The organism is Amycolatopsis keratiniphila (assembly GCF_000400635.2).
In the GTDB taxonomy this organism is placed as follows: Bacteria; Actinomycetota; Actinomycetes; order Mycobacteriales; family Pseudonocardiaceae; genus Amycolatopsis; species Amycolatopsis keratiniphila.
The window spans coordinates 980697-1002955 of the sequence record NC_021252.1; the positions used below are offsets into that span (position 1 = coordinate 980697).

20 protein-coding genes and 2 pseudogenes are annotated in these 22259 nt (G+C 68.4%); 11 read left to right on the forward strand and 11 right to left on the reverse strand.

All coding sequences use genetic code 11. The annotated features are described in order from the left end of the window. Positions 1-50: 50 nt before the first annotated feature. The 6 genes and pseudogenes from AORI_RS84130 to AORI_RS82615 all read right to left on the reverse strand — a co-directional run bounded on the left by AORI_RS84130 (position 51) and on the right by AORI_RS82615 (position 5997). Positions 51-506, reverse strand: coding sequence for a Rossmann-fold NAD(P)-binding domain-containing protein (locus AORI_RS84130; RefSeq protein WP_228688438.1), 456 nt, complete (start codon positions 504-506; stop codon positions 51-53). Between the two features lie 68 nt (positions 507-574). Next, a pseudogene (locus AORI_RS84135) lies at positions 575-892 on the reverse strand (SDR family oxidoreductase); the annotation flags it as partial. Positions 893-903: 11 nt separating this feature from the next. Further along, on the reverse strand, positions 904-2262 hold the full coding sequence (locus AORI_RS45855) for an MDR family MFS transporter (protein ID WP_016331372.1): 1359 nt from the start codon (positions 2260-2262) through the stop codon (positions 904-906). Positions 2263-2499: 237 nt separating this feature from the next. Next, complete coding sequence (locus AORI_RS45860) at positions 2500-3039, reverse strand: GtrA family protein (RefSeq protein WP_016331373.1); 540 nt, start codon at positions 3037-3039, stop codon at positions 2500-2502. A gap of 179 nt (positions 3040-3218) precedes the next feature. Continuing rightward, entirely contained in the window at positions 3219-3734 is a 516-nt protein-coding gene (locus AORI_RS45865) for a GtrA family protein (protein WP_016331374.1), read from the reverse strand. Between the two features lie 10 nt (positions 3735-3744). After that, positions 3745-5997: pseudogene (locus tag AORI_RS82615) on the reverse strand (sigma-70 family RNA polymerase sigma factor). Between the two features lie 257 nt (positions 5998-6254). Here AORI_RS82615 and AORI_RS45880 point away from each other — a divergent pair. The 7 genes from AORI_RS45880 to AORI_RS45910 all read left to right on the forward strand — a co-directional run bounded on the left by AORI_RS45880 (position 6255) and on the right by AORI_RS45910 (position 12907). Further along, on the forward strand, positions 6255-7127 hold the full coding sequence (locus AORI_RS45880) for a nucleotidyl cyclase domain-containing protein (RefSeq protein WP_016331377.1): 873 nt from the start codon (positions 6255-6257) through the stop codon (positions 7125-7127). Positions 7128-7208: 81 nt separating this feature from the next. Then, entirely contained in the window at positions 7209-8561 is a 1353-nt protein-coding gene (locus tag AORI_RS45885) for a glycosyltransferase 87 family protein (protein ID WP_016331378.1), read from the forward strand. Continuing rightward, the gene (locus AORI_RS45890) at positions 8536-9741 is read left to right on the forward strand and encodes a glycosyltransferase 87 family protein (protein WP_016331379.1); all 1206 of its coding nucleotides are present in this window, start codon (positions 8536-8538) and stop codon (positions 9739-9741) included. The genes AORI_RS45885 and AORI_RS45890 overlap by 26 nt, the downstream gene beginning before the upstream one ends. Before the next feature lie 13 nt (positions 9742-9754). Beyond that, the gene (locus AORI_RS45895; protein ID WP_016331380.1) at positions 9755-10939 is read left to right on the forward strand and encodes a 5-(carboxyamino)imidazole ribonucleotide synthase; all 1185 of its coding nucleotides are present in this window, start codon (positions 9755-9757) and stop codon (positions 10937-10939) included. 12 nt (positions 10940-10951) lie between these two features. Continuing rightward, a complete protein-coding gene (gene purE / locus AORI_RS45900) occupies positions 10952-11449 on the forward strand; it encodes a 5-(carboxyamino)imidazole ribonucleotide mutase (RefSeq protein WP_016331381.1) in 498 nt (165 codons plus the stop codon). A 188-nt stretch (positions 11450-11637) separates the two neighbouring features. Further along, positions 11638-12255: a DUF3558 domain-containing protein gene (locus tag AORI_RS45905; protein WP_123798281.1), complete on the forward strand. Its 618-nt coding sequence runs from the start codon at positions 11638-11640 to the stop codon at positions 12253-12255. 28 nt (positions 12256-12283) lie between these two features. After that, positions 12284-12907 (forward strand): DUF3558 family protein, encoded by a 624-nt coding sequence (locus AORI_RS45910; RefSeq protein ID WP_081809638.1) that lies wholly within the window; start codon positions 12284-12286, stop codon positions 12905-12907. A gap of 3 nt (positions 12908-12910) precedes the next feature. Here AORI_RS45910 and AORI_RS45915 read toward each other — a convergent pair whose 3' ends face one another. Continuing rightward, positions 12911-14560 (reverse strand): class I adenylate-forming enzyme family protein, encoded by a 1650-nt coding sequence (locus AORI_RS45915; protein ID WP_016331384.1) that lies wholly within the window; start codon positions 14558-14560, stop codon positions 12911-12913. Between the two features lie 105 nt (positions 14561-14665). On the opposite strand from AORI_RS45915, the gene AORI_RS45920 reads away from it, so the two are divergent. Next, positions 14666-15838: an acyl-CoA dehydrogenase family protein gene (locus AORI_RS45920; protein WP_016331385.1), complete on the forward strand. Its 1173-nt coding sequence runs from the start codon at positions 14666-14668 to the stop codon at positions 15836-15838. A 169-nt stretch (positions 15839-16007) separates the two neighbouring features. After that, positions 16008-16436: a hypothetical protein gene (locus AORI_RS45925; protein ID WP_016331386.1), complete on the forward strand. Its 429-nt coding sequence runs from the start codon at positions 16008-16010 to the stop codon at positions 16434-16436. Here the strand turns inward: AORI_RS45925 and AORI_RS45930 are convergent. Next, complete coding sequence (locus tag AORI_RS45930; protein ID WP_043847907.1) at positions 16384-16836, reverse strand: hypothetical protein; 453 nt, start codon at positions 16834-16836, stop codon at positions 16384-16386. The two genes, AORI_RS45925 and AORI_RS45930, sit on opposite strands and share 53 nt — an antisense overlap. Before the next feature lie 134 nt (positions 16837-16970). Here AORI_RS45930 and AORI_RS45935 point away from each other — a divergent pair, with 134 nt between their 5' ends. Beyond that, positions 16971-17396 (forward strand): DoxX family protein, encoded by a 426-nt coding sequence (locus AORI_RS45935; protein ID WP_016331387.1) that lies wholly within the window; start codon positions 16971-16973, stop codon positions 17394-17396. Between the two features lie 64 nt (positions 17397-17460). Here AORI_RS45935 and AORI_RS45940 read toward each other — a convergent pair whose 3' ends face one another. The 3 genes from AORI_RS45940 to AORI_RS45950 form a co-directional block, all read right to left on the reverse strand. Beyond that, a complete protein-coding gene (locus AORI_RS45940) occupies positions 17461-18168 on the reverse strand; it encodes a TIGR03089 family protein (RefSeq protein ID WP_016331388.1) in 708 nt (235 codons plus the stop codon). 10 nt (positions 18169-18178) lie between these two features. Beyond that, entirely contained in the window at positions 18179-19504 is a 1326-nt protein-coding gene (locus tag AORI_RS45945; protein ID WP_016331389.1) for an LCP family protein, read from the reverse strand. 88 nt (positions 19505-19592) lie between these two features. Beyond that, positions 19593-21122: an LCP family protein gene (locus AORI_RS45950; RefSeq protein WP_016331390.1), complete on the reverse strand. Its 1530-nt coding sequence runs from the start codon at positions 21120-21122 to the stop codon at positions 19593-19595. 151 nt (positions 21123-21273) lie between these two features. Between AORI_RS45950 and rfbB the strand changes: the two genes are divergently transcribed. Continuing rightward, positions 21274-22257, forward strand: coding sequence for a dTDP-glucose 4,6-dehydratase (gene rfbB / locus AORI_RS45955; RefSeq protein WP_016331391.1), 984 nt, complete (start codon positions 21274-21276; stop codon positions 22255-22257). The last annotated feature ends 2 nt before the right edge of the window (positions 22258-22259 follow it).

Here is a 22259-nt window from a genome sequence, read left to right on the forward strand (position 1 = left end):
GTGAAGGCCTCCTTCCCTACCCTGAAAGTAGTGAAGGAGGCCTTCACGGATCAGGCGAAGGTGGCCGCGTGCTCGCGAGCCCAGTCCGCGAACGTCAGCGGCGCCCGGCCGAGGAGTTCACGAACGGTGCCGAACACGATCTCCTCCTTCCCGGCGGACTGCCGCTTGAGCTCGAAGATCCCGTCGACCGCCGAAGCCGGCCAGCCGTACCCGAGCATCCGGGCGCGCGAAGCGGCTTCGGGCTCTTCGACGTAGGTCAGCCGCCGCCCGAGCGCGTCACCGAGGATCTCCACCTGCCGCCGCGTCGTGAGCGCTTCGCCGCCGGTGATCGGATAGGTCTTGCCCGCGTGTCCGTCGCCGGTCAGCACGGTCGCGGCGACCTCGGCGATGTCGCGGACGTGCACCAGCGCGGACGCCGGGTCGCCCTCGGGAACGCGGATGACGCCGTCGCCGCGAACGGCGTGCAGCCAGGCGAACCGGTTGTCCATGAACGTGCCGGGGCGCAAGATCGTCCAGTCCAGTCCGGCCCGGCTTCGCGCACCGCCCGCTCGGCCTCGGCGTGCACGAGGGAGATCGGGTCGGTCTGTCCGAAGTGGACGCCGGTGGTGGAGAGCTTGACGACGTGCGAGACGCCGGTGGCGACCTTGAGCACAGCTTGTTCCTGCGCGAGCGGGTCCGAGCCGTGGCCGGAGGTCAGGACGAACACGCGCTCGACGCCGTCGAGCAGCGCGGGGTCGAAGGCGTCGAGATCGCCGGCGGCGGCCTCGGCACGCGGATCGATCCGGGCGCGGGAGGGATCGCGCGTCAGGGCGCGGACTCGAGCGCCCCTGTCCAACAGTGCGGGAACGAGTTCACGGCCGATTTTGCCGGTGGAACCGAGAACGAGGATCATCGGAAGACTCCTTAGTGGTTGCGCCGCAACGAAACGCGCGGCAGGAAGAGGGAAGCGGCGAGTCCGACGGCGAGGGCGGGGAGCATCACCAGGAAGACGCCGCCGAGCGCGGACGAGTAGCCGGCGGGACTGTCGTCGGTGAAGGCGTTCGTGAACACCGCGCCGAAAACGGTCAGCCCGGCAGTGGTGCCGAGGGAGCGAAGGAAGCCGACGGTCGCCGAAACGGCGCCGAGATCGGTCCTGGCGACGTTCTGCTGGGCCGCCATGGAAAGCACCTGCATGTTGAGTCCGGCGGCCGCGCCGAACACGACGAGGTAGGTGACGACGAGCGGCAACGGCGTCGTTTCGTCCATTGTGGACATGGCGAGCGCGGCCGCGAGGCCGAGGGTCATGCTGAGGATCGGCGCCCAGCGGTACGCGCCGGTCCTGGCGATGATCCGGCCCGCGACCATCGACGACGCGGCGACCGCGAGCGTCATGGGCAGCAGCAGGAGCCCGGCTTCGGAAGGTCCGGCGCCACCCGCGGTCTGCAGGAAGAGCGCGAGGTAGTTGACCGAACCGAGGAAGACGAACCCGGCCGCGGCACTGGCCAGCACGCTCAGGCTGAACATCCTGGAGCGGAACAGCCGGAGCGGGACGACCGGTTCGGCCGCGCGGCGCTCGATGAGCAGGAAGGCGACGAGCAGCACCGCGCCGATCGACGCCGACAGCGGAGTCGCCAGGGTCAGGCCGACGATCGCGCCGGACAGGACGACGATGCCCGCGAAGTCGAACGGTGCGGCCGTCCGGCGACGTTCGAGCCGCAGGAACCGTGCGACGACACCGAACGCGACCAGGCCGATCGGCACGTTGAGGCCGAAGATCGACCGCCAGCCCGCGAGGTCGGTCAGGACGCCGCCGACGACGGGACCCGCCAGCGAGGACCCGGCGAAGCAGATCGAGAACCAGGCGAAGTAGCGGGCGCCTTCGCGGCCCGGGAACAGTTCGCCGATGATCGCGGCGACCGCGACGAACAGGCCGCCGGAGCCGATGCCCTGAAGGACGCGGGCGGCGATCAGCAGCGGCATCGTCGGCGCGAGAGCGCAGGCGAGGGAGCCGAGGACGAACAGCGCGATCGCGACGAGGACGACGCGCTTGCGGCCGAAGAGATCGCCGAGCTTTCCGTAGACGGGTGCGCTGACGCTGCCCGCCAGCAGGTAGGACGTGGTCACCCAGGCGAACGACGTGGCTCCGCCGAGTTCGCCGACCATGCGAGGCAGGGCCGTCGCGACGACCTGGGCGTCGAGCATCGCCAGGAACACGGCGGCGAAGAGCCCGGCGAGGGCAAGGGTGTTTCGGGCGCGCGGAGGCGCGCCGAGAGTGGTGCTCAAGAAAGAGATCCGTTCACTGGAAGAAACGAGGGAACGCGAGGGACGCGGAGCAGCACTCCGGATCCCCGCCAAGACGGGAAAAGGCTCAACCGTCATCCGAACCGGATGCGGTCCTCTTCGCGCTTGGCGATCACCTCGAATTCGTCCCGCTCGACCGTACGAACCCGGCCGGCGTCATCAGTGAAGGAACGTTGACATGGATGACCTTAGGCAATCACATGTCTTTTGACAAGTGTTTCAGTGGAGGGGAACGACGTCGTCGTCCGGCTCGTCGCTGTCCCGGCGGCGTTTGCCCAGCTCATCGGGGAAGACCCACTTCTTGAAACCCCAGAAGCGGAAGAACATCGCCAGCAGCATGCCGATGATCGACCCGCTCGTGAAGTCCGCGAACTCCTGGACGAACCGCGTCACGTGCGGCACTTCGAGATCGAAGATGTAGCGCGACGTGTAGAGCGGGATCAGGTTGACCACCACGGCGATACCGCTGATCACGAAGAAGAGCGCCGCCTCGTGATGCCGCTCGCGGCCGCCGCGGGTGCGGAAGGACCACTCGCGGTTGAGGATGTACGACACGATCGTCGCGACGATGATCGCGATGGCCTTCGCCGTGGTCGGCTTCGACTCCAGGACGCTGAGTTTCAGCAGGTACCAGACGCCGTTGTCGACCAGGAACGTCGTGCCGCCCACGATCGCGAACTTCAACAGCTCGCGGTGCTTGATCAGCACCGATCGGAGCGGCTCGGGCGTCCTGGAGAGGACGGATTCGACCACGGTCACCAGATCAGTCTAATTCGCGTCGCCCGTCGAACGGGTCGGCAGGGGATGTACAGCGCGGTATATGACGCTTTGGGCGTTTCGGCGCGTGGGTCGTGAGTGGCGATTCGGGTTAGAACACGAATCGCCACTCACGACCCGCGGGACCGGGGGAGCAAGGGACCTTTGCTACCACCTGGCGGTCAGGCGGCCGGATCGTCCGGAATGCCGGAAATCTCCCGTCCGCCGCCCCGCAGCAGCCGCGGCCGCGCGCCGGCCTCCGGGAAGACCCACTTCTTGAACGACCACCACCGGAACGCCGTACCGAGCAGGGTCCCGACGAGCACCCCGCTGACGAAGTCGGCGACCTCCTGGGTCAGCAGCGAGACCTGCGGTTGCTCCAGCTCGAACACGTACCGCGAAACCAGCTGCGGCAGCGCGTTGAGGCCGAGCGCGATGCCGCTGAGCGCGATGCCGCTGAGCAGGAAGAACAGTGCCGCTTCGTGCGCGCGCTCACGTCCGCCGCGGGTGCGAAAGGACCATTCGCGGTTCGCGACGTACGAGAAAACCGTCGCCACCAGCACGCCGATGATCAGCGCGGTCACCGGTTTGTCGGTCAGCACGGTGAACTTCAGCCCGTAGGTGATCGTCATCGTGATGACGAAACTCGCGCCCCCGACCAGGACGAACCGCAGCAGTTCGCGATGCTTCGCCGGCATGCGGGCGACGCTACTGGAAAACGCGGTCGACCACTCCGTTGGGCCGCGTGGTCGGCTTGGACTTGCCGGGTTGCGGCGGAGCGCTCGTGGTCGTCGTCGGCTGGGCCGGCTCTTGCTGCACAGGCTCCGAAGGCGTCACGGACGGCGAAGGCTTCTTCGGCGGAACAGGCCATCCAGGACGCCCAGGCTTCGTCGTGTCCGGAGGAGCCGAAGGCTTCGAAGTGACCGAAGGCAGCGAAGGCACCGTAGTCGGCGGAAGCAGCGCGTTGTCGTCACACCAGTGGTGCCAGCAGCCGAGGTAGACGGCGGCCGGCTTCGCCTTGGCGACGCCGAGGGTGGCGTTCACCGTCACCGGCATCCCCTCCGCCGGGCGGCCCTTCAGCACGACCGTCAGGTTCGCCTCACGTCCCGGAGCCAGCGAGCCGCGCGAAGTGCACGATGCACCTTCGCTGGTCGGAGTGCATCGGATGCCGGAGAAGCTCCACGAGTAGAGAATGCGGTGGTCGACAGTGATCGTCACCGGCTTCGTCGACTCGCCGGTGTTCTTGACGTGGATGTTCACCCGTGGGTTGCGGTTCCAGGGGAACGAGGACATCCAGTCGGCGTCGGCGCGCAGTGTGAGGTCGTCCACGGGCGCGGGCGGCGGAGGCACCTTCACCTTCACCTCGATCGACACCTTGATCTGCGCGCCCGCCGTCACCGAACCGGTCACGACGCTGCCGTCCACGGCCGTTCCGTCCGCGCGCAGCCGGAACTTCAGCACCGCGGACTGACCGGGTTCGAGACCGGTACCGGTCCGGCAGGTGACCGTGCCGGTGCCGCCGGGGCAGTTCACCGTGATCGGGCCGGATGCCTGCTGCCGGAAGCCGTTGGCGCCCATCGCCCCACCGCCGCCGCCGGCGGGAATGGCCCGCACCCCCCTCGGCAGATTCAGCGAGACCGCCACGGGCTCGGACTTCGTTCCGCCGTCGTTGCGCACGGTGATCGGCAGGTCGGCCGGTTCGCCCGGCCTCAGCTGGACACCGCCGGGCGGGGTCGACGCCGTCATCACCGGAGGCGCCGGGATCACCGGCGTGGGCGCGGGCGGCTCGGCGGGGGTGGGCGTCGGGTTAGGTGCCGGGGCCTGAGCCGGCGGTGGCTCCTGCTGAGCGGGCGGCGCGGCGGGCGGCGCAGCGGGCGGAGCGGGAGGCGGCGCGACCGGCGGGGCGGCCGGAGGCGGGGGCGGGGCGGTCGGCGGTGCGACGGCGGGCGGAGGGACCGCCGCGGCCGCCGGGATCTCCTGGGTACCGCCACCGGCGGCGAGCGCCACCGCGACGGCGGCGACGATGGCCACGCTCGATCCGGCCACGCCGGCGAATTGACGCGGTCCGGCCGCGGCGGCACCGGCCGCGCCGCCCGAACTCGAACCCGCGGCGGCGGCCGTCGCGGCCGCGGTGACCGCGCCCGCCTTGCCCGCCCCGGTCGTCGCCAGTTACCCGAGAGCCGCACCACCAAGCACGATCGGCGCGATGATCCCGCGCAGACCGGTGTTGACGTCGGCCAGTTCCGCGGCCAGCGCGCGGCATTTCTCGCATTCGTCCAGGTGGTTCTCCACCTGGGCACGTTCGCGTTTGGACAAGCCGTCGCGGGTCCACGCGCCGAGCTTGTCCGCGCTCGCGCGGCAGCGTTCGGCGGAGTTCTCGGCCAGGTGGACCTGCAGGTAGGCCTGCCGCAGGCCTTCACGCGCCCGGTAGGCGAGCGCGGAGACACCGTTCGCGGTCAGCCCCAGCAGCGGCGCGACCTCGGCGGGCGTCTGCCCTTCGATCTCGGTGTGCCACAGCACCGCCTGCCACCGCTCGGGCAGCCGGGCGAACGCCTTCGCGGCGAGCGTGCGCTCGAGCCCGGCGACGGCGGTGTCGGAGAAGGGGACGGTCAGCGCTTCGCCGACGGCACCGCCGACGTCGGACATGTCCTCGTTCAGGTCGACGCGCTTGTCCTTGCGCGTCTTGTCGTAGGCGGTGTGCCGGAGCGCGGTCAGCAGGTACGCGCGGAACGCGGCGTCGGGGCCTTTGCCGCCGCGCAGCGTGTCCAGCACCTTCGCGAAGGCTTCCGAAACGAGGTCGTCGGCCTCGGAACTGGAACGGGCGAGCTGGCGTGCGAGATTGTGCGCCGCGCCGGCGTGGCGCTCGTAAAGGGTTCCGTAAGACGCGATCTTCCCGTCACGCACCTCGGCGATCAGCTCGGCGTCACTCTTACCGGAGAGATCGGCGGGAACGGTGGACACGGGGCTCCTTCATCTGCTGGTTCGGCGGGTCTACTGTCTTAAACGCCCGAACCCGCTCAGTGTGACGGAACGGGCGACGCACGTCACCTCGCGGTCCCTTCGATGACCCGGAGGGCGCAACGCCATCACCCGGGACGGGTTACCGAAGAGTTCGGAAAGATCCTTGAAAAACGCCGTCACGCGCGGCGTGGACGGGCGTCCCCACCGTGAAGCGATCGCAAGATCGAAAAGATCGGAACGGAAAGGGGCGGTGGGCAGTGGACGTACCGGCCACCGGTGCGCCGTCCGGGGGATCCGACGGGCAAGCCGCCTGGAACCGGTTCGAACGAGATCGCACGCTCCGCGCACTGCGGGCCCGCTGGCGGACGGCCAGCCTGGCCGCGGGCTGGCGTTTCCCCAGCGACTGGGGCCTGCCCGAGGTCGATGCCGTCTGCGCGGCCGTGATCAAGAACGGCCGGGTCGCTCCCGCGGAAGTGGCGGAGACCGCCCTCGCGGGGCTGGGCCGGGCACGGGCCGCCGCGGGTGCGGGCTTGGCCGAGACGCTCGCCGACCTCGCGGCGTTGCACGCCGTGCTCGCCGACCCGGACGCGGTGGACGGTTTCCTCGCTCCGGATGTCGATTCCACGCCTTCCCGCCTACTCCGGGTGACGGCGCTGGCCTGGGCGGACGTCGCGACCGACCAGCTGGTGAACACCGAGGTCACCGAACCCCTCACCGGCCTGCCCACCGCCGCGTACCTGAGGACCCGGTTGAGTGAGCTGTACCGCCAGGCCCGCCGCGACGAGCGGCCGGTCGCGGAGGCGCACACGCTGCTCGTGGTTTCGATGGACTTCAGTTCGGTCGCGGGCTGGCCCCGGCTGACCGGGATGATCCTGGTCGCGGACGCGTTGAAGCAGGTGTTCGACGGCGGGGAGAGCGTCGCCTCGATCGGGCCGTCCGTCGCGGGCGCACTCGTGCCGAAGGACGAGAGGCTCGCTTCGTCCGGCGTCGCGCTGCGAAGGGCGCTCAATGAGCGGCTTTCGGTGGACGCGCAATTGCGCGACACCGGCCGTCCGCAGATTTCCGCGGTCCGGCTCCCGGCGACCTACGACCTGGCGTGCGATCTGCTCGGCAGTCTCGCGCGCTCCTGACACCGGGTAGCGTAAGAGGTTCTCCAGGTCACGGCCGACCCTGTCGACCAGGCACTACCCGGTTCATGATTTCCTGTTCGCGTGACCCGGACTGTTCCCGCCGACGCCAACGGCGACGTTTCGGCGAGCCGACCGCAACATCGTCTGTCGCTGCGGAAGTCGCTCGCCCGCTTGTCCGTCCGGCCGAGATCGATCCTCATCCTCTCGGTGATCCCGCTGGTCGCGATCGGTTTCGGCATCTGGGGATGGCAGCACGACTGGGTGCTCGGCGTGGACAGCGCGGTGTACCGCGCGGGTGCCGAGACGCTGCTGAACGGCGACCCGCTGTACGACGCGAACACCCTTCCGGTGGAGCCGTGGTGGGCGCTGCTGCCGTTCACCTACCCGCCCACCGCCGCGCTGCTGTTCATCCCGCTCGCGATCGTCCCGACGCAGGTCGCCTGGGGGCTCCTGACCGCGGTCTCGCTGCTCGCGCTGGCGCTGTGCGTCCGCATCGCCATCGGCGCGCTGCCGAAGCCCTCGACCGACGGTCCCCGCTGGTGGGCCTCGCCCGCCCGGTCGACGATCGCGTTCTTCCTGGTCTTCCTCGGCCTCGAGCCGGTGTGGCGCACCATCTTCCTCGGCCAGATCAACATCATCCTGATGGCGCTGGTGATGCTCGACATCCTGGTCATCGGGGCCAGGGGCAGCCGCTGGGGCGGCGTGCTCGTCGGCGTCGCGGCCGCGGTCAAGCTCACCCCGATCGTGTTCCTGGGGCATCTCTTCATCACCGGCCGCCGGATGGACGCCGTGCGCGGGCTCGTCACGTTCGTCGTGATGCAGGGCCTGATGTTCCTGATCATCCCGCACGACGCGGCCCGGTACTGGACCTACACGCTGCCCGACACCGGCCGGATCGGCCCGGTGCACTGGGCGGGCAACCAGTCGCTGAACGCGCTGATGAACCGCTTCACCGAGCTCGCGCCCTGGGCGTCGAAGGCGGCGATGGGGATCGGCGCGCTGCTCGCGATCCCGGCGATCTGGCTGGTGCTGCGCTTCCACCGCAAGGGCCAGGCGCTCGCGGCGATGCTGGTGACCGCGTTCTGGATCCTGCTGATCTCGCCGATCTCCTGGACCCATCACTGGGTGTGGGTGGCGCCGCTGGTCGTCCTGCTGGTCTCGCGCCTGCCGAAGACCACCCCCGCCACCGCGTGGAAACGCTGGCTCGGCACCTTCGCGGTGTTCTTCGTCTTCATCAGCTGTGTGCTGCTGATCCTGCCGAACGGCCGCAACGTCGAGCTGCACTGGAAGGTGTGGCAGAACATCCTCGGCAGCGCGTACATCTTCATGCCGTTGGTGCTGGCGCTCGCGCTCGCCGGACGCTGGTGGTACCTGCGGCGGAAGCAGGGCACGGGGGACACCGGAAAGCATGCTGAAGTCACGTCCGGCGGCTGAGGCCCGGCTCGTCGGGATCACGCTGGCGGGTGTGCTCGCGCTGGCGATGCTCACGCTGGGTGTGGTCGCCTGGCTCGGTGAATGGCACCTCGGCGCGGACAGCGCCGTCTACCGCGCCGGCGCCCTCACGCTGCTGAAGGGCGAACCGCTCTACACCCGCGAGGCGCTGACGACGTTGCCGCCGTGGGTGCTGCTGCCGTTCACCTACACCCCGGCCGCGGCGCCGCTGTTCCTGCCGCTCGCGATCGTGCCGGCCGGGCTGACCTGGGGCGTCGTCGGCGCCCTGTCGCTGGTCTGCCTCAGCGTCGTGATCTCCGTGGTCGCCCGCGCCTGCGGCGCCCCGCTCACCCGATGGTGGGTGCTGCCGCTGGCCACGGCGGGCGCGCTGGCGCTGGAGCCGGTCTGGAAGACGATCTTCCTCGGGCAGATCAACCTCATCCTGATGGCGCTGATCGTCCTCGACGTCCTGGTGCTTTCGGCACGCGGTTCGCGCTGGGCCGGGGTGCTGATCGGGATCTCGGCCGCGATCAAGCTGACGCCGCTGATCTTCGTGCCGCATCTGCTGTTCACCGGCCGCTGGAAGGACGCGCTGCGAGCGCTCGGCACATTCGCCGGGCTCGAAGCCGTGATGTTCGCGGTGATCCCCGGCGACGCGGTCCGGTTCTGGACCGAGTCGGCGACCGATCCCAGCCGGGTCGGCTCCGTGCACTGGATCTTCAACCAGTCGCTCAACGGGCTGGTGAACCGCGCTTCGGAACTCGCGTCGTGGTCACTGGCGGTGGCCATCGCCGTCGCCGCCGTCCTGGCCGTTCCCGCCGTCTGGCTGGTCGTGCGCCTGCACCGCCGCGGTGACCCGGTCGGCGCATTGCTGGTGACCGCCTTCTACGGACTGTTGCTCTCGCCGGTGTCGTGGTCACACCACTGGGTGTGGACGGTGCCGCTGCTCGTCCTGCTCGTCGTCCGCCGAGCGTGGGTTCCGGCCGCGGGCGTCGCGGTGCTGTTCGCGAGCGGCGTGATCATGTTCGTGCCCAACGGCGGGGACACCGAGTTCGGCTGGGGGCTGGGCTGGTCGCTGCTCGGCAACGTCTACGTCCTCACCGCTGCGATCGCCATCACAGGCCTGGCCGTGCGGGAGCTGCGACGCGGGTCCGCCCAGGTCGTGGCGGTGGCGGCCAAGTAATCTGCACGACGTTATGGACAAACGAACCGGTCTTCCGATCGTGGGCATGGTGGGCGGCGGACAGCTGGCCAGGATGACCCACCAGGCGGCGATCTCCCTCGGCCAGTCCCTGCGCGTGCTCGCCGCCGGGGAGAACGAATCCGCCGGCCTCGTCGCGGGCGAGGTCGTGCAGGGGCACCACACCGACCTCGAAGCGCTGCGCTCGTTCGCCGCCGGGGTCGACGTGCTGACCTTCGACCACGAGCACGTTCCCGGCGAGCACCTGCTGACGCTCGCGATGGAAGGCGTCACCATCCGGCCGGATCCGGCCGCGTTGTCGATGGCGCAGAACAAGCTCGTCATGCGCGAGATGATGGCCGGGCTCGAGATCCCCGGCCCCGCCTTCGCCGAAGTGTCCTCTGTGGACGATGTGCTCGCCTTCGGTGACAAGCACTCGTGGCCGGTGGTGCTCAAGGCGGCGCAGGGCGGCTACGACGGCCGCGGCGTCTGGATGCTCGACACCGCGCAGCACGCCCGCGAGACCGTCCCCGAACTGCTCGACGCCGGAACCCCCTTGCTGGTCGAGGAAAAGGTCGTCATGCGGCGCGAACTGTCCGCGCTCGTGGCCCGGTCCCCGTTCGGGCAGGGCGCGGCGTGGCCGGTGGTGGAGACCGTGCAGTCCGGCGGGATCAACACCGAGGTGCTCGCCCCGGCCCCGGGGCTGAGCCTCGAGCGCACGCAGGAGGCGCAGGACCTGGCGCTGCGGATCGCCGCGACGCTGAACGTGACCGGCCTGCTCGCCGTCGAGCTGTTCGAGACCGACGAAGGCCTGCTGGTCAACGAACTCGCCATGCGCCCGCACAACTCGGGCCACTGGACCCAGGACGGTTCGAAGACCTCGCAGTTCGAGCAGCACCTGCGGGCCGTGCTCGACTACCCGCTCGGCGTGACCGATCTGATCGCCCCCGCCTGCGTGATGGCGAACGTCCTCGGCGCGCCCGAGACGCCGGAGATGGGCCCGGACGAGCGGCTGCACCACCTGTTCGCGCGGTACCCGGACATCCGCGTTCACCTGTACGGCAAGGGAGAGCGTCCGGGCCGCAAACTCGGCCACGTCAACCTCGTCGGCGAACGCATGGAGGAGCTGCGCGACCGCGCGCTGCTCGCCGCGCACTGGCTTTCCCACGCCGTCTGGCTCGACGGCTACGAGATCCACTAGGAGTAACTGAGTATGTCGCCGCAGGTTGGCCTGATCATGGGCAGCGATTCGGACTGGCCGACGATGGAAGCGGCCGGACAGGCGCTGGCCGAGTTCGGCATCGAATACGAAGTCGGCGTCTACTCGGCGCACCGCACTCCGCAGCGAATGCTCGACTACGCGACCTCGGCCGCTTCGCGCGGTGTGCGCGTGATCATCGCGGGCGCCGGCGGGGCCGCGCACCTGCCGGGCATGGTCGCTTCGGCGACCGTACTGCCGGTGATCGGGGTGCCGGTGCCGCTGAAGTACCTCGACGGCATGGACTCGCTGCTCTCGATCGTGCAGATGCCCGCCGGTGTCCCGGTCGCGACGGTCTCCGTCGGCGGGGCGCGCAACGCGGGGCTGCTCGCCGTGCGCATCCTCGCCGCGTCCGATGCGGAGCTTCAGGCGAAAATGGCGCGATTCCAGGCGGATCTGGAGCAGCTGGTACTCGACAAGGACGCTGCGCTGCGGAAACGCGTCGAAGGCTGATACCCGCGTTTCGTCCTCTGAATGCGGTGGTTCGCCATCGAACCAGCACGAGTAGTTGACTTCTTGGAACCCTGCTTGCGGGCGTGAGTCGTCACAGTAAGGTGTCGTGCGGGCACTGCAGGTCAGAATGGCCGGCGGTGGGGAGGGGAGCACGTGATCAAGGAGTGTTTCGGGATCAGGCGCGGGTGATGGAAGCCCGTCTCACCAGGTTCGTGGCCGTCGCCGTACTCGCGGCGGCTGTGCTCATCGGCGGGTGCGGTCCTGGCAAGCCCGACCCGTTGCTCAAGGAACGGCCGACGCCGGCCAAAGCGGGAGGCGCGATCCCGGTTACGCCGGTCGAGCAGCCCGTTGATCTTGCGTCTTTTCGGGCAGACCCTTGTAGTGCGCTGAAACGTGAGGATATCGCCGCGCTGGTCATCGATCCCCCGGATCGAGTCAAGCCCAGCCGGGCTGATTCTCCTCTGACGGGGTGTGCGTGGGTCATCCGGGACGCCCCGCAGTTGCGTGTGCAGATCCCGGCAGTGAAAGAAAAAAGCCTTGCCGGACTGACGGCGCTCAGTGCCGGCAATCAGGGCACATACTCCGGGTGGAGGGAACTGTCGATCGAAGGTTTGCCCGCGGCGCAGTACCATTTGCTCGGAGACATGAAGTCGTGCGCGATGGTGGTCGGTGTGTCGGACGATACGGCTCTCGAGTTCGACTACATGTATCCCGATGGGGTTGATTCGCAGTATTGGGGCACCGATCGGTGTGCGGGTGTGCTCAAGGCCGCGGAGCTGGTGATCGGCAATCTTCGCGGCCGTTGACATTCTGCGAGTGCTGGAAGGACAAAATATGCGATCTTTGTTCTTGGGCATCTGCATCTTGCCGACATCGCTTGTTGTGGGTTGTGGATTCGGCGAGGTCCTCGACGCACCGCCGGTGCGTGCTCTGACGGGGCCTGCGATCCCCGTCGCGCCGGTGCAGGATCCACTGCCCTTGGATTCCTTCAACGTGGACCCTTGCGGTGTTCTCGATCGTGCTGAAGTCGCCGCGCTGATCGCTGATCCGCCGGACAAGGTGAAAGCGGAGCGGTACTCCTTCGGATACGACCGCGCCTGCAAATGGGACCAGTTCCGTGCGGGCTCGCTGACCGTCGGGATTCCCCGGGCGGCCACGGGCAGTCTCGAGGAGCGGGTGGACCAGCACAAGCGGGATCCGTCGAAGTTTTCCCACTGGCGGGAGTTGTCGATCAGCGGTCTTCCCGCGGTCGAACAGGTCGGGAATCCGCCGGCCTTCGAGTACAACGGTTCCACGCTCAAAGCCTGCACTGTCGAGGTCGGAGTCACGGACACCGAACTGCTGGAGTTCCGATATTCCCAGGTCAACGACGCCAAGTCGCAGTACTGGGGCGACGACCGGTGTGCGGTGGCGCTCAAGGCCGCGGAGTTCGTGATCGGCAACCTCCGCGGCCGCTGAGCGTCAGTCGGCGAGCTGTTTCCGCAGTTCCCGTTTGAGCACCTTCCCGGCCGCCGAGACCGGGATCTGGTCGACGAAGTGGATCGCCCGCAGCCGTTTGTACGGCAGAACGCGTGCGCCGACGGCTTCCAGTAGTTGTTCGGCGGTGACGTTCTCGTCGCTGCGCACCACGAACGCGACCGGCAGTTCGCCGACCTCGGCGTCCGGTTTGCCGACGACGGCCGCCGCCGAGACGCCGGGCAGGGTGATCAGCAGCTCTTCGAGCTCGCGCGGGAAGACGTTGTATCCCTTGTACAGCAGCATGTCCTTCTTGCGATCCACAATGGACAGATAGCCGTCCTCGTCGAGGATGCCGATGTCGCCGGTGTGCAGCCAGCCGTCGACGAGCGCGGCGGAGGTCTCCTCGGGGCGGTCGCGATAGCCGATCATCACCTGCGGTCCGCGCAGGCAGACCTCGCCGCTTTCTCCGGCGGGCAAAGGATCTTCGCCGCCTTCGGCCGAGACGATCTTGATCTCCGTGTCGGGGAGCGGAAGGCCGACCGAACCCACTTTCCGGACGGCGGACCGGTAGGCCGGCGCGATGACGGCTCCCATGGTGACCTCGGTGAGGCCGTAACCCTCGATGATGAGCACACCGGGAAAGCGTTTCTGCAGCGCGCGGATCATCTCGTGGTTCATCGGCGCCGCGCCGGAACCGATGGTCAGTACCGAAGACAGGTCGGCTGTGTGAAACTCGGGACAGGCGAGCAACGCGGCGAACAGCGCGGGCGCGCCGCCGATCGTGGTGACCCGCAGCAGTTCGGCGTCGGCCACGTACGCGGCCGGGTCGAAGCGGTCGTGCAGGACGACGGTGCCGCCGTCGAGCAGCGGCACGTTGAGCGCGGCGATAGTGCCCATGGCGTGGAACCAGGGCGTCAGGTTGAGGGCGATCCCGGTGCCGATCCGCGACGGCCACTCGTCCGGGCCGCCGAGCTGGTCGACGATCACCTCTCCCGACTCGTCGACGGCGGGAACCGCGCCCAGCCGCCAGCAGGAGCTTTGCAGGCTGTTGACCACCACGTTCCGATGCGGCAGGCGGACACCTTTCGAGCGTCCGGTGGTGCCGCCGGTGTACGCCAGATGGGCGAGATCGCGGTAGATGTCGATCTCGACGTCCGGCCGCTCGTCGGAGTGACCGGAGTGGAACTCCGTGAACTCGACCTCGCCCTGCCCAAGCCCCTCCGGCGGGTGAACGACGATGGTCAGCCGGACCGACGTCCGATCACGCACCGAAGCGAGCACGCGTGCGACCGGGCCGACGGTGACGGCGGCGACCGCCCCGGCATCGGCCAGCTGGAGGGCGAGGTCCTCGGGCGGAAGCAGGGGATTCGCCGGGCTGAAGGTGGCCCCGGCGAGCAGCGTTCCGTAGTACGCGACCGGGTACGCCAGGCAGTTCGGGAGGTGGAGCGCGACGACGTCGCCCCGCCCGATGCCCTCGGCGCGCAGGGCGTTCGCGAACCGGCAGGCCGCGCTGTACGTCTCGGCGAAGGTGAGGCTCTGGTCTCCGTGGGCGAAGGCCGTGCGGGAGCCCCAGCGAGCGGCGGCGCCGGCGAGCACCGAGCCGACCGGGACCTCGGGATAATCGAGCGACCGGGGGAACGGGGTGAGCTCCATCACTCGAACGTACGGACTTTGCGGTCAAAGACACAAGCGCTCGCGATGTCGCACCATGTGAACGAGCGCTAACATCGGTCAAACTCCCAAACGCGGTTAGAAGAGGTGACGAAGGTGTCTGACGGCCCGGGTCTGTACCAGCTTGCCGAAGAGCACGAGGAGCTGCGGGCCGCGGTGCGTGCCCTCGCGGAGAAGGAGATCGAGCCGTACGCGGCCGAGGTCGACGAGAACGAGCGCTACCCGATCGAGGCGTACAACGCGCTGGTCAAGTCGGGTTTCAACGCCGTCCACATCGAAGAGGCCTACGACGGCCAGGGCGCGGACGCCATCGCCGCCTGCATCGTCATCGAAGAGGTCGCCCGCGTCGACGCGTCGGCGTCGCTCATCCCGGCGGTCAACAAGCTGGGCACGGTGCCGATCATCCTTTCGGCGTCGGAAGACCTCAAGAAGCTCGTGCTGCCCTCGATCGCCTCCGGTGAGGCATCGGCGTCCTACGCGCTTTCGGAGCGCGAAGCCGGCTCGGACACCGCCTCGATGCGCACCCGCGCGAAGCTCGACGGCGACCACTGGGTGCTGAACGGCACCAAGTGCTGGATCACCAACGCGGGTGAATCGTCCTGGTACACCGTGATGGCGGTGACCGACCCCAACGCCGAGAAGAAGGCGAATGGCATCTCCGCGTTCGTCGTGCACAAGGACGACCCCGGCTTCACCGTCGGCTCGAAGGAGCGGAAGCTCGGCATCAAGGGCTCGCCGACCCGCGAGATCCACTTCGAGAACTGCACCATCCCGGCGGACCGCATCATCGGCGAGCCCGGCACCGGCCTGAAGACCGCGCTGCGCACCCTCGACCACACCCGCCCGACCATCGGCGCGCAGGCGCTGGGCATCGCGCAGGGCGCGCTCGACGCCTCCATCGCGTACGTCAAGGAGCGCAAGCAGTTCGGCAAGGCGATCTCGGAGTTCCAGGGTGTCCAGTTCATGCTGGCCGACATGGGCATCAAGATCGAAGCCGCCCGGAACCTCGTCTACGCCTCCGCCGCGGCGACCGAGCGTGGCGACTCGCGCGGCGGTTACATGGCCGCGGCCGCGAAGGCGTACGCGTCGGACATCGCGATGCAGGTGACCACCGACGCCGTCCAGCTCTTCGGCGGCGCGGGCTACACGCGCGACTTCCCGGTGGAGCGCATGATGCGCGACGCGAAGATCACCCAGATCTACGAAGGCACCAACCAGATCCAGCGCATGGTCATGGCGCGCGCCCTGCTCAAGGGCTGATTCATTCCCGCGTGAAGGCCCCCTTCCCTCGGCTCAGTCGAGGGAAGGGGGCCTTCACGCGCTTTAGGCGTTCGCCATCAGGTGACGAAATGCGCAGGTGAGATCGGCCCTCGGTGAGATGCTTCACGGAAGTACGGCGATCATGGGCCGCCGGTGTCACTCTCGAAGGATGTTCTGGTTCGCTCCGGTGTCGTGGACACCGCACGACGAGGCCGAGCTGATCGCCGGCTGGCGGTTGTGGCTCGAACTCGGGGATCGCACGTGGCCATCGGCCGCGTGGGACGGGACGGCGGCCGACGTCGTCAGGCCGCTGCGTGAGCTGGTGGCGGCCTGCGACGAGATCGAGACGGGCTACCGCGGCGCCGTCGACGAGCCGTCCGAGGAGTTCATCCGGATCATCCAGTTCCTCGTGTGGACCGTCAGCACGGTCGTCGAGCTGTGGGCCGACGACGAGGTCCCGCTCGACGCCGAGCGGATAGCGTTGCTGCACGCCGATCTGGCCGGGTTCGCCGAACAGGCGGAGCGGGTGCTCGAGTTGCTGGCCGTCAGCGGCGGCTGGACGGGTCTGGCCGCGGAGCATCGGCGGACGGGTCGCTGAGCGACTCCGGTTTCTCGACCCTGGCGAACCGCGATCCCGCGAGGTGCTCGTCCAACGGGCGGTCCAGCGAGAGCAGGGTCACCGGATTGCCGAACGGGTCCTCGCCGGGCGCGATTTCGTAGCCGAGCTCGATGACGGATTCTTCTTCCTCGTCGGATTCGACTTCATGGCGGGTGACACCGTTTTCGATCGACCACCTGCCATCGAGGTTTCGATAGAACTTCAAGACCAGTTCGCCCGGAGTCGCCCAGGTGAAGCGGGACACCGCGAATTCTGTGCTCCAGCTCGACCAATAGAGCCACCCGGACCCGTCATCGCGGAACGCCAGGTCGACGGACTCGACGCTGCCCGGATACACGATCTCATCCGACCAGAGGCCGGTCAGCCGTTCGTCCGTCACGGAGGGGATTTTGCCGTACGGGAGTTCCTGTCGGGTACCTGTCGATCACGCTCCGGAGGTGCCGCCGGAGGCGTTCGGTGCCCTACCGTGATCCGGGTAAGTTGAATATTCACCGACCAGAAAGCTGATACCCGATGTTCGCTCGTTTCAAGGATGTCGCCCTCCTGCTGGGCCGGATCGGTGTCGGTGTGGTCTTCCTCGCACACGGCCTGCAGAAGTGGGAAAACGGGATCGACGGCACCGCGAAGTTCTTCGAGCAGACCGGAATCCCGCTCCCGACGCTCGCGGCGATCTTCGCCATCGCGGTGGAGATCGTGGGAGCCATCTTGTTCATCGTCGGTTTCCTGACGCCGCTGGTGGGCCTCGGCTTCGTCGTGGTCTCCGTCGGCGCGCTGCTCTCGGTGCACCTCGACAACGGCCTCACCGGTCAGGGCGGTTACGAGCTCGTCCTGGTCCTGGCGGTCGCCGGGCTCGCGCTCGGTTTCAACCCCGGCAAACTGTCGCTCGACCACGCGCTCTTCGGACGCAAGCGTGAGGCGAAGCAGCTCCAGGACGCCTGACCCCGTATGTCATGAAAGGGTCGTTCCTGACGAAATATGTCAGGAACGACCCTTTCATGACACTTCAGGAGGGAAGATCCGCGGTAGTCCGCTCCGCTTCGCGCCGAGAAGCGAGTTTGGCCGGATCCGCGTCGGTGACCTGGACCAGATGCGCACCCGCCGACAGTGGCGTCAGGAAACCCGCCAGGATCCCTTCCGCGCCAACCCATTCCACAGTGGACAGAACGCGGTCGTCGGCGGACAGCCCCAGCCCGGAAGCCCGGGAACGCGCCTCGGCGAGCACTTCGTCCACAGTGGACGAGCCCAGGGCGGGAGTGTCGCCGGGCACTGGGAACAGCGGGCTGAACTGGTCACCCGAAAGCCTGGCTTCGGTCAGGTAGTCCATCGCTCCATCGGGTACGGAGCCGGCGGGCAGCCCGAGACCCATGGGGTGCAGCGAGACGACGGCGGTCGCGGCCGCTTCGGAAGCGCCGCCCGGAGCGACGAACGCCACCCGGGCGCCCGCGGTCTCAGTCACCACCCTGGCGCCGCACCACCACGCGCCCAGCAGCACACCGGCGGTCTGCCAATGCGACGGCAGCACCACGGCGACCTCGTCGCCCGGTTCGACGTCGAACTCGTCGACCAGCCAGTTCGCCGTTTTGGCGGCCCAGTTCACCGTGGTCGCCACGGACAGTTCGACCCGGCTGCCCTGCTTGTCGTCGTAGTGCGTGATCAGCGGTTTCGCGGGCGACCCGAGCACGGGCCGCAGCAGCAGTTCGGTGAGGCTCACGCCCCCAACGCTAGTTCACGCAGGGAACGCTCGACGCGGCGAGCAGCGGAGCCGCCCCGGGCGCCCCGCCGCCACCGCCCCGGCCCACCAGGCCGGAGACGAACGACCGCACGGCGGCGGGGTCGATCTCGACGATGCTCTGGCCGTCGGCGCTGCGGCCGTTGATGTTCACCACCGGGATGGTCGTGAACGTCAGGTCGCCCGACGCGATCCCCTTCGCCTGCTGCGCGAACTCCAGCAGGTCCAGCCCTTCGTCCAGGACGATCGACCGGCGCACGACGTCCATCAGGCCCGCCATCGTCGACGGGCTGGTCAGCGTCCCCGCCGAGAGCACCTGGTTCAGCGCGGACGACAGGAACGCCTGCTGCCGCACGATGCGGTCGAGGTCGCCGCGCGGCAGGTTCTTGCGCTGCCGGACGAACGAAAGCGCCTCGCCACCCGACACGGTCTGTTCGCCGCGCCGGAAGTTCGCGCCGGAGTCCTTGTCCTCGGTCGAGTGATTCAGGCAGACCCTGACGCCGCCCAGCGCCTCGGTCAGCAGATAGAACCCGAGCAGGTTGACCTCGGCGTAGTGGTCGATGCGGATCTGTGTCAGGTCCTGAACGGTCTGGACCAGTGCCTTGCGGCCTTCCTGATCGGAATCGCGTTCGAGTTTCGCCTGATCGGATTCGCCGCGATGCGCGTTCGCGTAGTTGGTCTTCGCGGCGCCATAGGCCGAATTGATCTTGTTCGGGCCGCGGCCGGGGATGTCGGTCCAGGTGTCGCGCGGGATCGAGACGCCGGACGGCTTCCCGCCGTTCTTCGGGATCCGCAGGATGATGATGGTGTCGGTGTTGACGCCCGGCTTCTCCTCGGTGCGCAGTTCCTTCAGCACGCGCAGCGGCAGCGGATTGCCCTGCGCGTCGGTGCGCGCGTCGCTGCCGACCAGGAGGATGTCGTTCGCGCCGTCGTCGGCGGGCGGGGCGGCGGGGTCGTCGGCTTTGCTCAGGGCGTTCGTCGTGGGGACGTTGTTCTGCAGCTGGTCCTTGGTGACGTACGCGTAGCCCGTCGTGCCGAGGGCGAGCAGCGACACGAGGCCGACCGCGATCCGGCGGGTGATCCGGCCGGCGCGGCGCAGCGGGCGCTCGGGCACGGCCAGCGTGCCCGAGACAGCTTCGTCTTCGTCATCGGCCGGGGTGGACGGCTGGGGGAGCGGCGGATTCCGCGGGTACGGCGTCGGGACGAACCGGGGCTCTTCGTCACTCTCGGTGTCCGAATCGGTGTCCTCTTCGGACTTGGGCTCTTCGTCGTCCAACTGCTCAGAACGTGCGTTGACGCTCTTTTCCTCGTCGCTCATCCCTGATCACCTCCCCTTGTGCTGCCGCTCGTCCGATCGTAGGAGAAGGCTAGGCCACCGTGAGGTCGGCCACGCTGAGTACCCGGGATTAATTGACGCAGGGCACATTGCCCGCGACGATCGGCGTCGTGCTGGGCGCCGCCGGAGCACTGGAGGGCGGCTGAGCGGGCTTCGAGGGGATCGAAGTCTTCGACGGGGCCGTGGGCGCGTTCGGGCCCTTGTAGTCCTTGCCGAGCAGCACCCGCACCTTGCCGGGGGCGACGTCACGGTCCGCCTCGGCCTGCACCGCGGTGCCGAAGACCTGCTTGATCAGCGCCAGCGCGTCGTCGTCGCCCGGCGCGTACCGGATGACCGTCGAGTTCCGGGTGCTGAGCTTGGTGTCGGCCGCGAGTTTGAAACCCTTGCCCTGCAACAGGTTCCGCGTCTCGGTGGCCGCGGTGGGCGAGCCGGACCCGTCGAAGAGTTCGACGGTCACCGCTTCCGCGCCCGGCAGGGTGGCCGGGGTCTCGGCCGGTGCCGTCTCGCCGTCGGCGGTCAGGCGGGTGACCTCGGCCTGCACCTGTGCCGGGTCCACCCGGAGCACGGCGGCGCCGCCGATATTCGCGTCACCTTGGGTCGGGATGGTGTGGAACTCGACGTTCCCGCTGGTCAGGCCGCGCATCTGGGCGGCGAACTCGGGCAGATCCCAGCCCGCCGACAGCACGACCGACTTCTTCACCGCCTCGATCAGGTCGGAGATCTTCGCCGGGTTCATCAGGACGTCGGAGGAGAGCACCTTGTTCGCCAGCCCCGACAGGAAGGCCTGCTGCCGCGCGATCCGGTCGAGGTCGCCGTTCTGCAGGTCGTAGCGCTGCCGGACGAACGCGAGCGCCTGCACGCCTTCGACGGTCGACTTGCCGGCGGGCAGGTCCACGCCGGATTTCTTCTCCTTGACCGCGTTGTTGAGGCAGACCTCGACGCCGCCGATCGCCTTGGTGATCTCGTAGAAGCTCGACAGGTTCACCTCGGCGTACCGGTCGATCATCTTCGGCTTGCCGATGAACTTCTCCAGCGTCGCGATCAGGTTCTTGCGGCCGGCGTCCTTGGCCTTGGCGTCGACGTCCTTGAGGTCGGAGTTGCCCTGCTGCTGCAGCGTCTTCGACGTGTCGTTGTAGGCGTACACGTACGCGCTGTTGAGCTTGTGCTTGCCGAAACCGCCGGTGATCTCGACCCACGAGTCGCGGGGGAAGGAGATCGCGACCGCCTTCTTACCGTTCTGGGGGATGTGCACCAGGATCATCGTGTCGGTCTGGCGCTCGCCGTCCGAAACCCCGGCGTGCAGCATGTCGAGGACCTCGCGCGGCAGCGGGTTGCCCTGCGCGTCGGTGCGGCTGTCCTGGCCGACGAGCAGGATGTCGATCGCGCCGTCCAGCGGTTTCGCCGGCGGATGGCCGTTGTCCTCGAAGATGTTCGTGGTCGCGAAGCCCTGCGACGGGTCACCGATGAACTGCCAGCCCCACCAGGTCAGCGCCAGGATCGTGATCGAGACCAGGCTGAACACGACCTTCACACCGCGGCGGGCGAACACCACGACGCCGCCACGGCGCGCCGGAATGGGTGGCCCGGGCCACTCGGTCACGTGCGGTCCTCCACGAATCTCCCCAGGGCACACGCGTGCCTTCCCGACAACTCTACTGACCCTCGTGTTAGACGTCCGTAGGCTGGTGAAAGGTTGCCCCGGTCGTGACACACTCGGCCGGTCGGTGAAGTCGTAGAGGGAGGATCGCGGGATGCGAGTGCTGGTCACCGGGGGTGCCGGGTTCATCGGTTCGCATTACGTCCGGCAGGTGCTGACGGGCGCGTACCCGAGCTTGGCCGACGCCGAGCTGATCGTGCTCGACAAGCTGACCTACGCGGGCAACGAGGCGAACCTGGAGCCGGTGCGCGGGAATCCGCGCTACCGGTTCGAAAAGGGCGACATCTGTGACGCCGCCCTGGTCAGCGAGCTCATGCGGGGCGTCGACCTGGTCGTGCACTTCGCCGCCGAGTCCCATGTGGACCGTTCGATCGCCGGCGCGGCCGACTTCGTGCTGACCAACGTGCTGGGCACGCAGACCCTGTTGCAGGCCGCGCTCGAGGCCGAGGTCGGGAAGTTCGTCCACGTGTCCACCGACGAGGTCTACGGCTCGATCGACGAGGGTTCCTGGGCCGAAGACCACGCGCTGGAGCCGAATTCGCCGTACTCGGCGTCGAAGGCGTCCTCGGATCTGCTGGCTCGTTCGTTCTTCCGCACGCACGGGTTGCCCGTCTGTGTCACGAGGTGCTCGAACAACTACGGTCCGTACCAATTCCCGGAGAAGGTCATCCCGCTCTTCGTGACCAATCTGCTCGACGGCAAGAAGGTCCCGCTCTACGGCGACGGGCTCAACGTGCGTGACTGGCTGCACGTGGACGATCACTGTCACGGCATCCAGCTCGTCGCCGACGGCGGCAGGCCGGGCGAGGTCTACAACATCGGCGGCGGCACGGAACTCACCAACCGCGAGCTGACCGAGCGGCTGCTGACCGCCGTCGGCGCGGACTGGGAGAGCGTCGAGCCGGTCGAGGACCGCAAGGGGCACGACCGCCGGTACTCGGTCGACATCACCAAGATCTCGACGGAGCTCGGCTACGCGCCGCGTCAGTCCTTTGAGGACGGTCTGGCCGACACGGTCGCCTGGTACAGCGGAAACCGATCGTGGTGGGAGCCGCTGAAGAACCGTGCGGGGGCGTGAAC

Bases quoted from the DNA above. Each gene is read 5' to 3' on its own strand.
- AORI_RS45865 (WP_016331374.1), bottom strand. From the start codon at position 3,734: ATGCCGGCGAAGCATCGCGAACTGCTGCGGTTCGTCCTGGTCGGGGGC.
- AORI_RS45890 (WP_016331379.1), top strand. From the start codon at position 8,536: ATGCTGAAGTCACGTCCGGCGGCTGAGGCCCGGCTCGTCGGGATCACG.
- AORI_RS45895 (WP_016331380.1), top strand. From the start codon at position 9,755: ATGGACAAACGAACCGGTCTTCCGATCGTGGGCATGGTGGGCGGCGGA.
- purE (WP_016331381.1), top strand. From the start codon at position 10,952: ATGTCGCCGCAGGTTGGCCTGATCATGGGCAGCGATTCGGACTGGCCG.
- AORI_RS45905 (WP_123798281.1), top strand. From the start codon at position 11,638: ATGGAAGCCCGTCTCACCAGGTTCGTGGCCGTCGCCGTACTCGCGGCG.
- AORI_RS45910 (WP_081809638.1), top strand. From the start codon at position 12,284: ATGCGATCTTTGTTCTTGGGCATCTGCATCTTGCCGACATCGCTTGTT.
- AORI_RS45915 (WP_016331384.1), bottom strand. From the start codon at position 14,560: ATGGAGCTCACCCCGTTCCCCCGGTCGCTCGATTATCCCGAGGTCCCG.
- AORI_RS45925 (WP_016331386.1), top strand. From the start codon at position 16,008: ATGTTCTGGTTCGCTCCGGTGTCGTGGACACCGCACGACGAGGCCGAG.
- AORI_RS45935 (WP_016331387.1), top strand. From the start codon at position 16,971: ATGTTCGCTCGTTTCAAGGATGTCGCCCTCCTGCTGGGCCGGATCGGT.
- AORI_RS45945 (WP_016331389.1), bottom strand. From the start codon at position 19,504: ATGAGCGACGAGGAAAAGAGCGTCAACGCACGTTCTGAGCAGTTGGAC.
- rfbB (WP_016331391.1), top strand. From the start codon at position 21,274: ATGCGAGTGCTGGTCACCGGGGGTGCCGGGTTCATCGGTTCGCATTAC.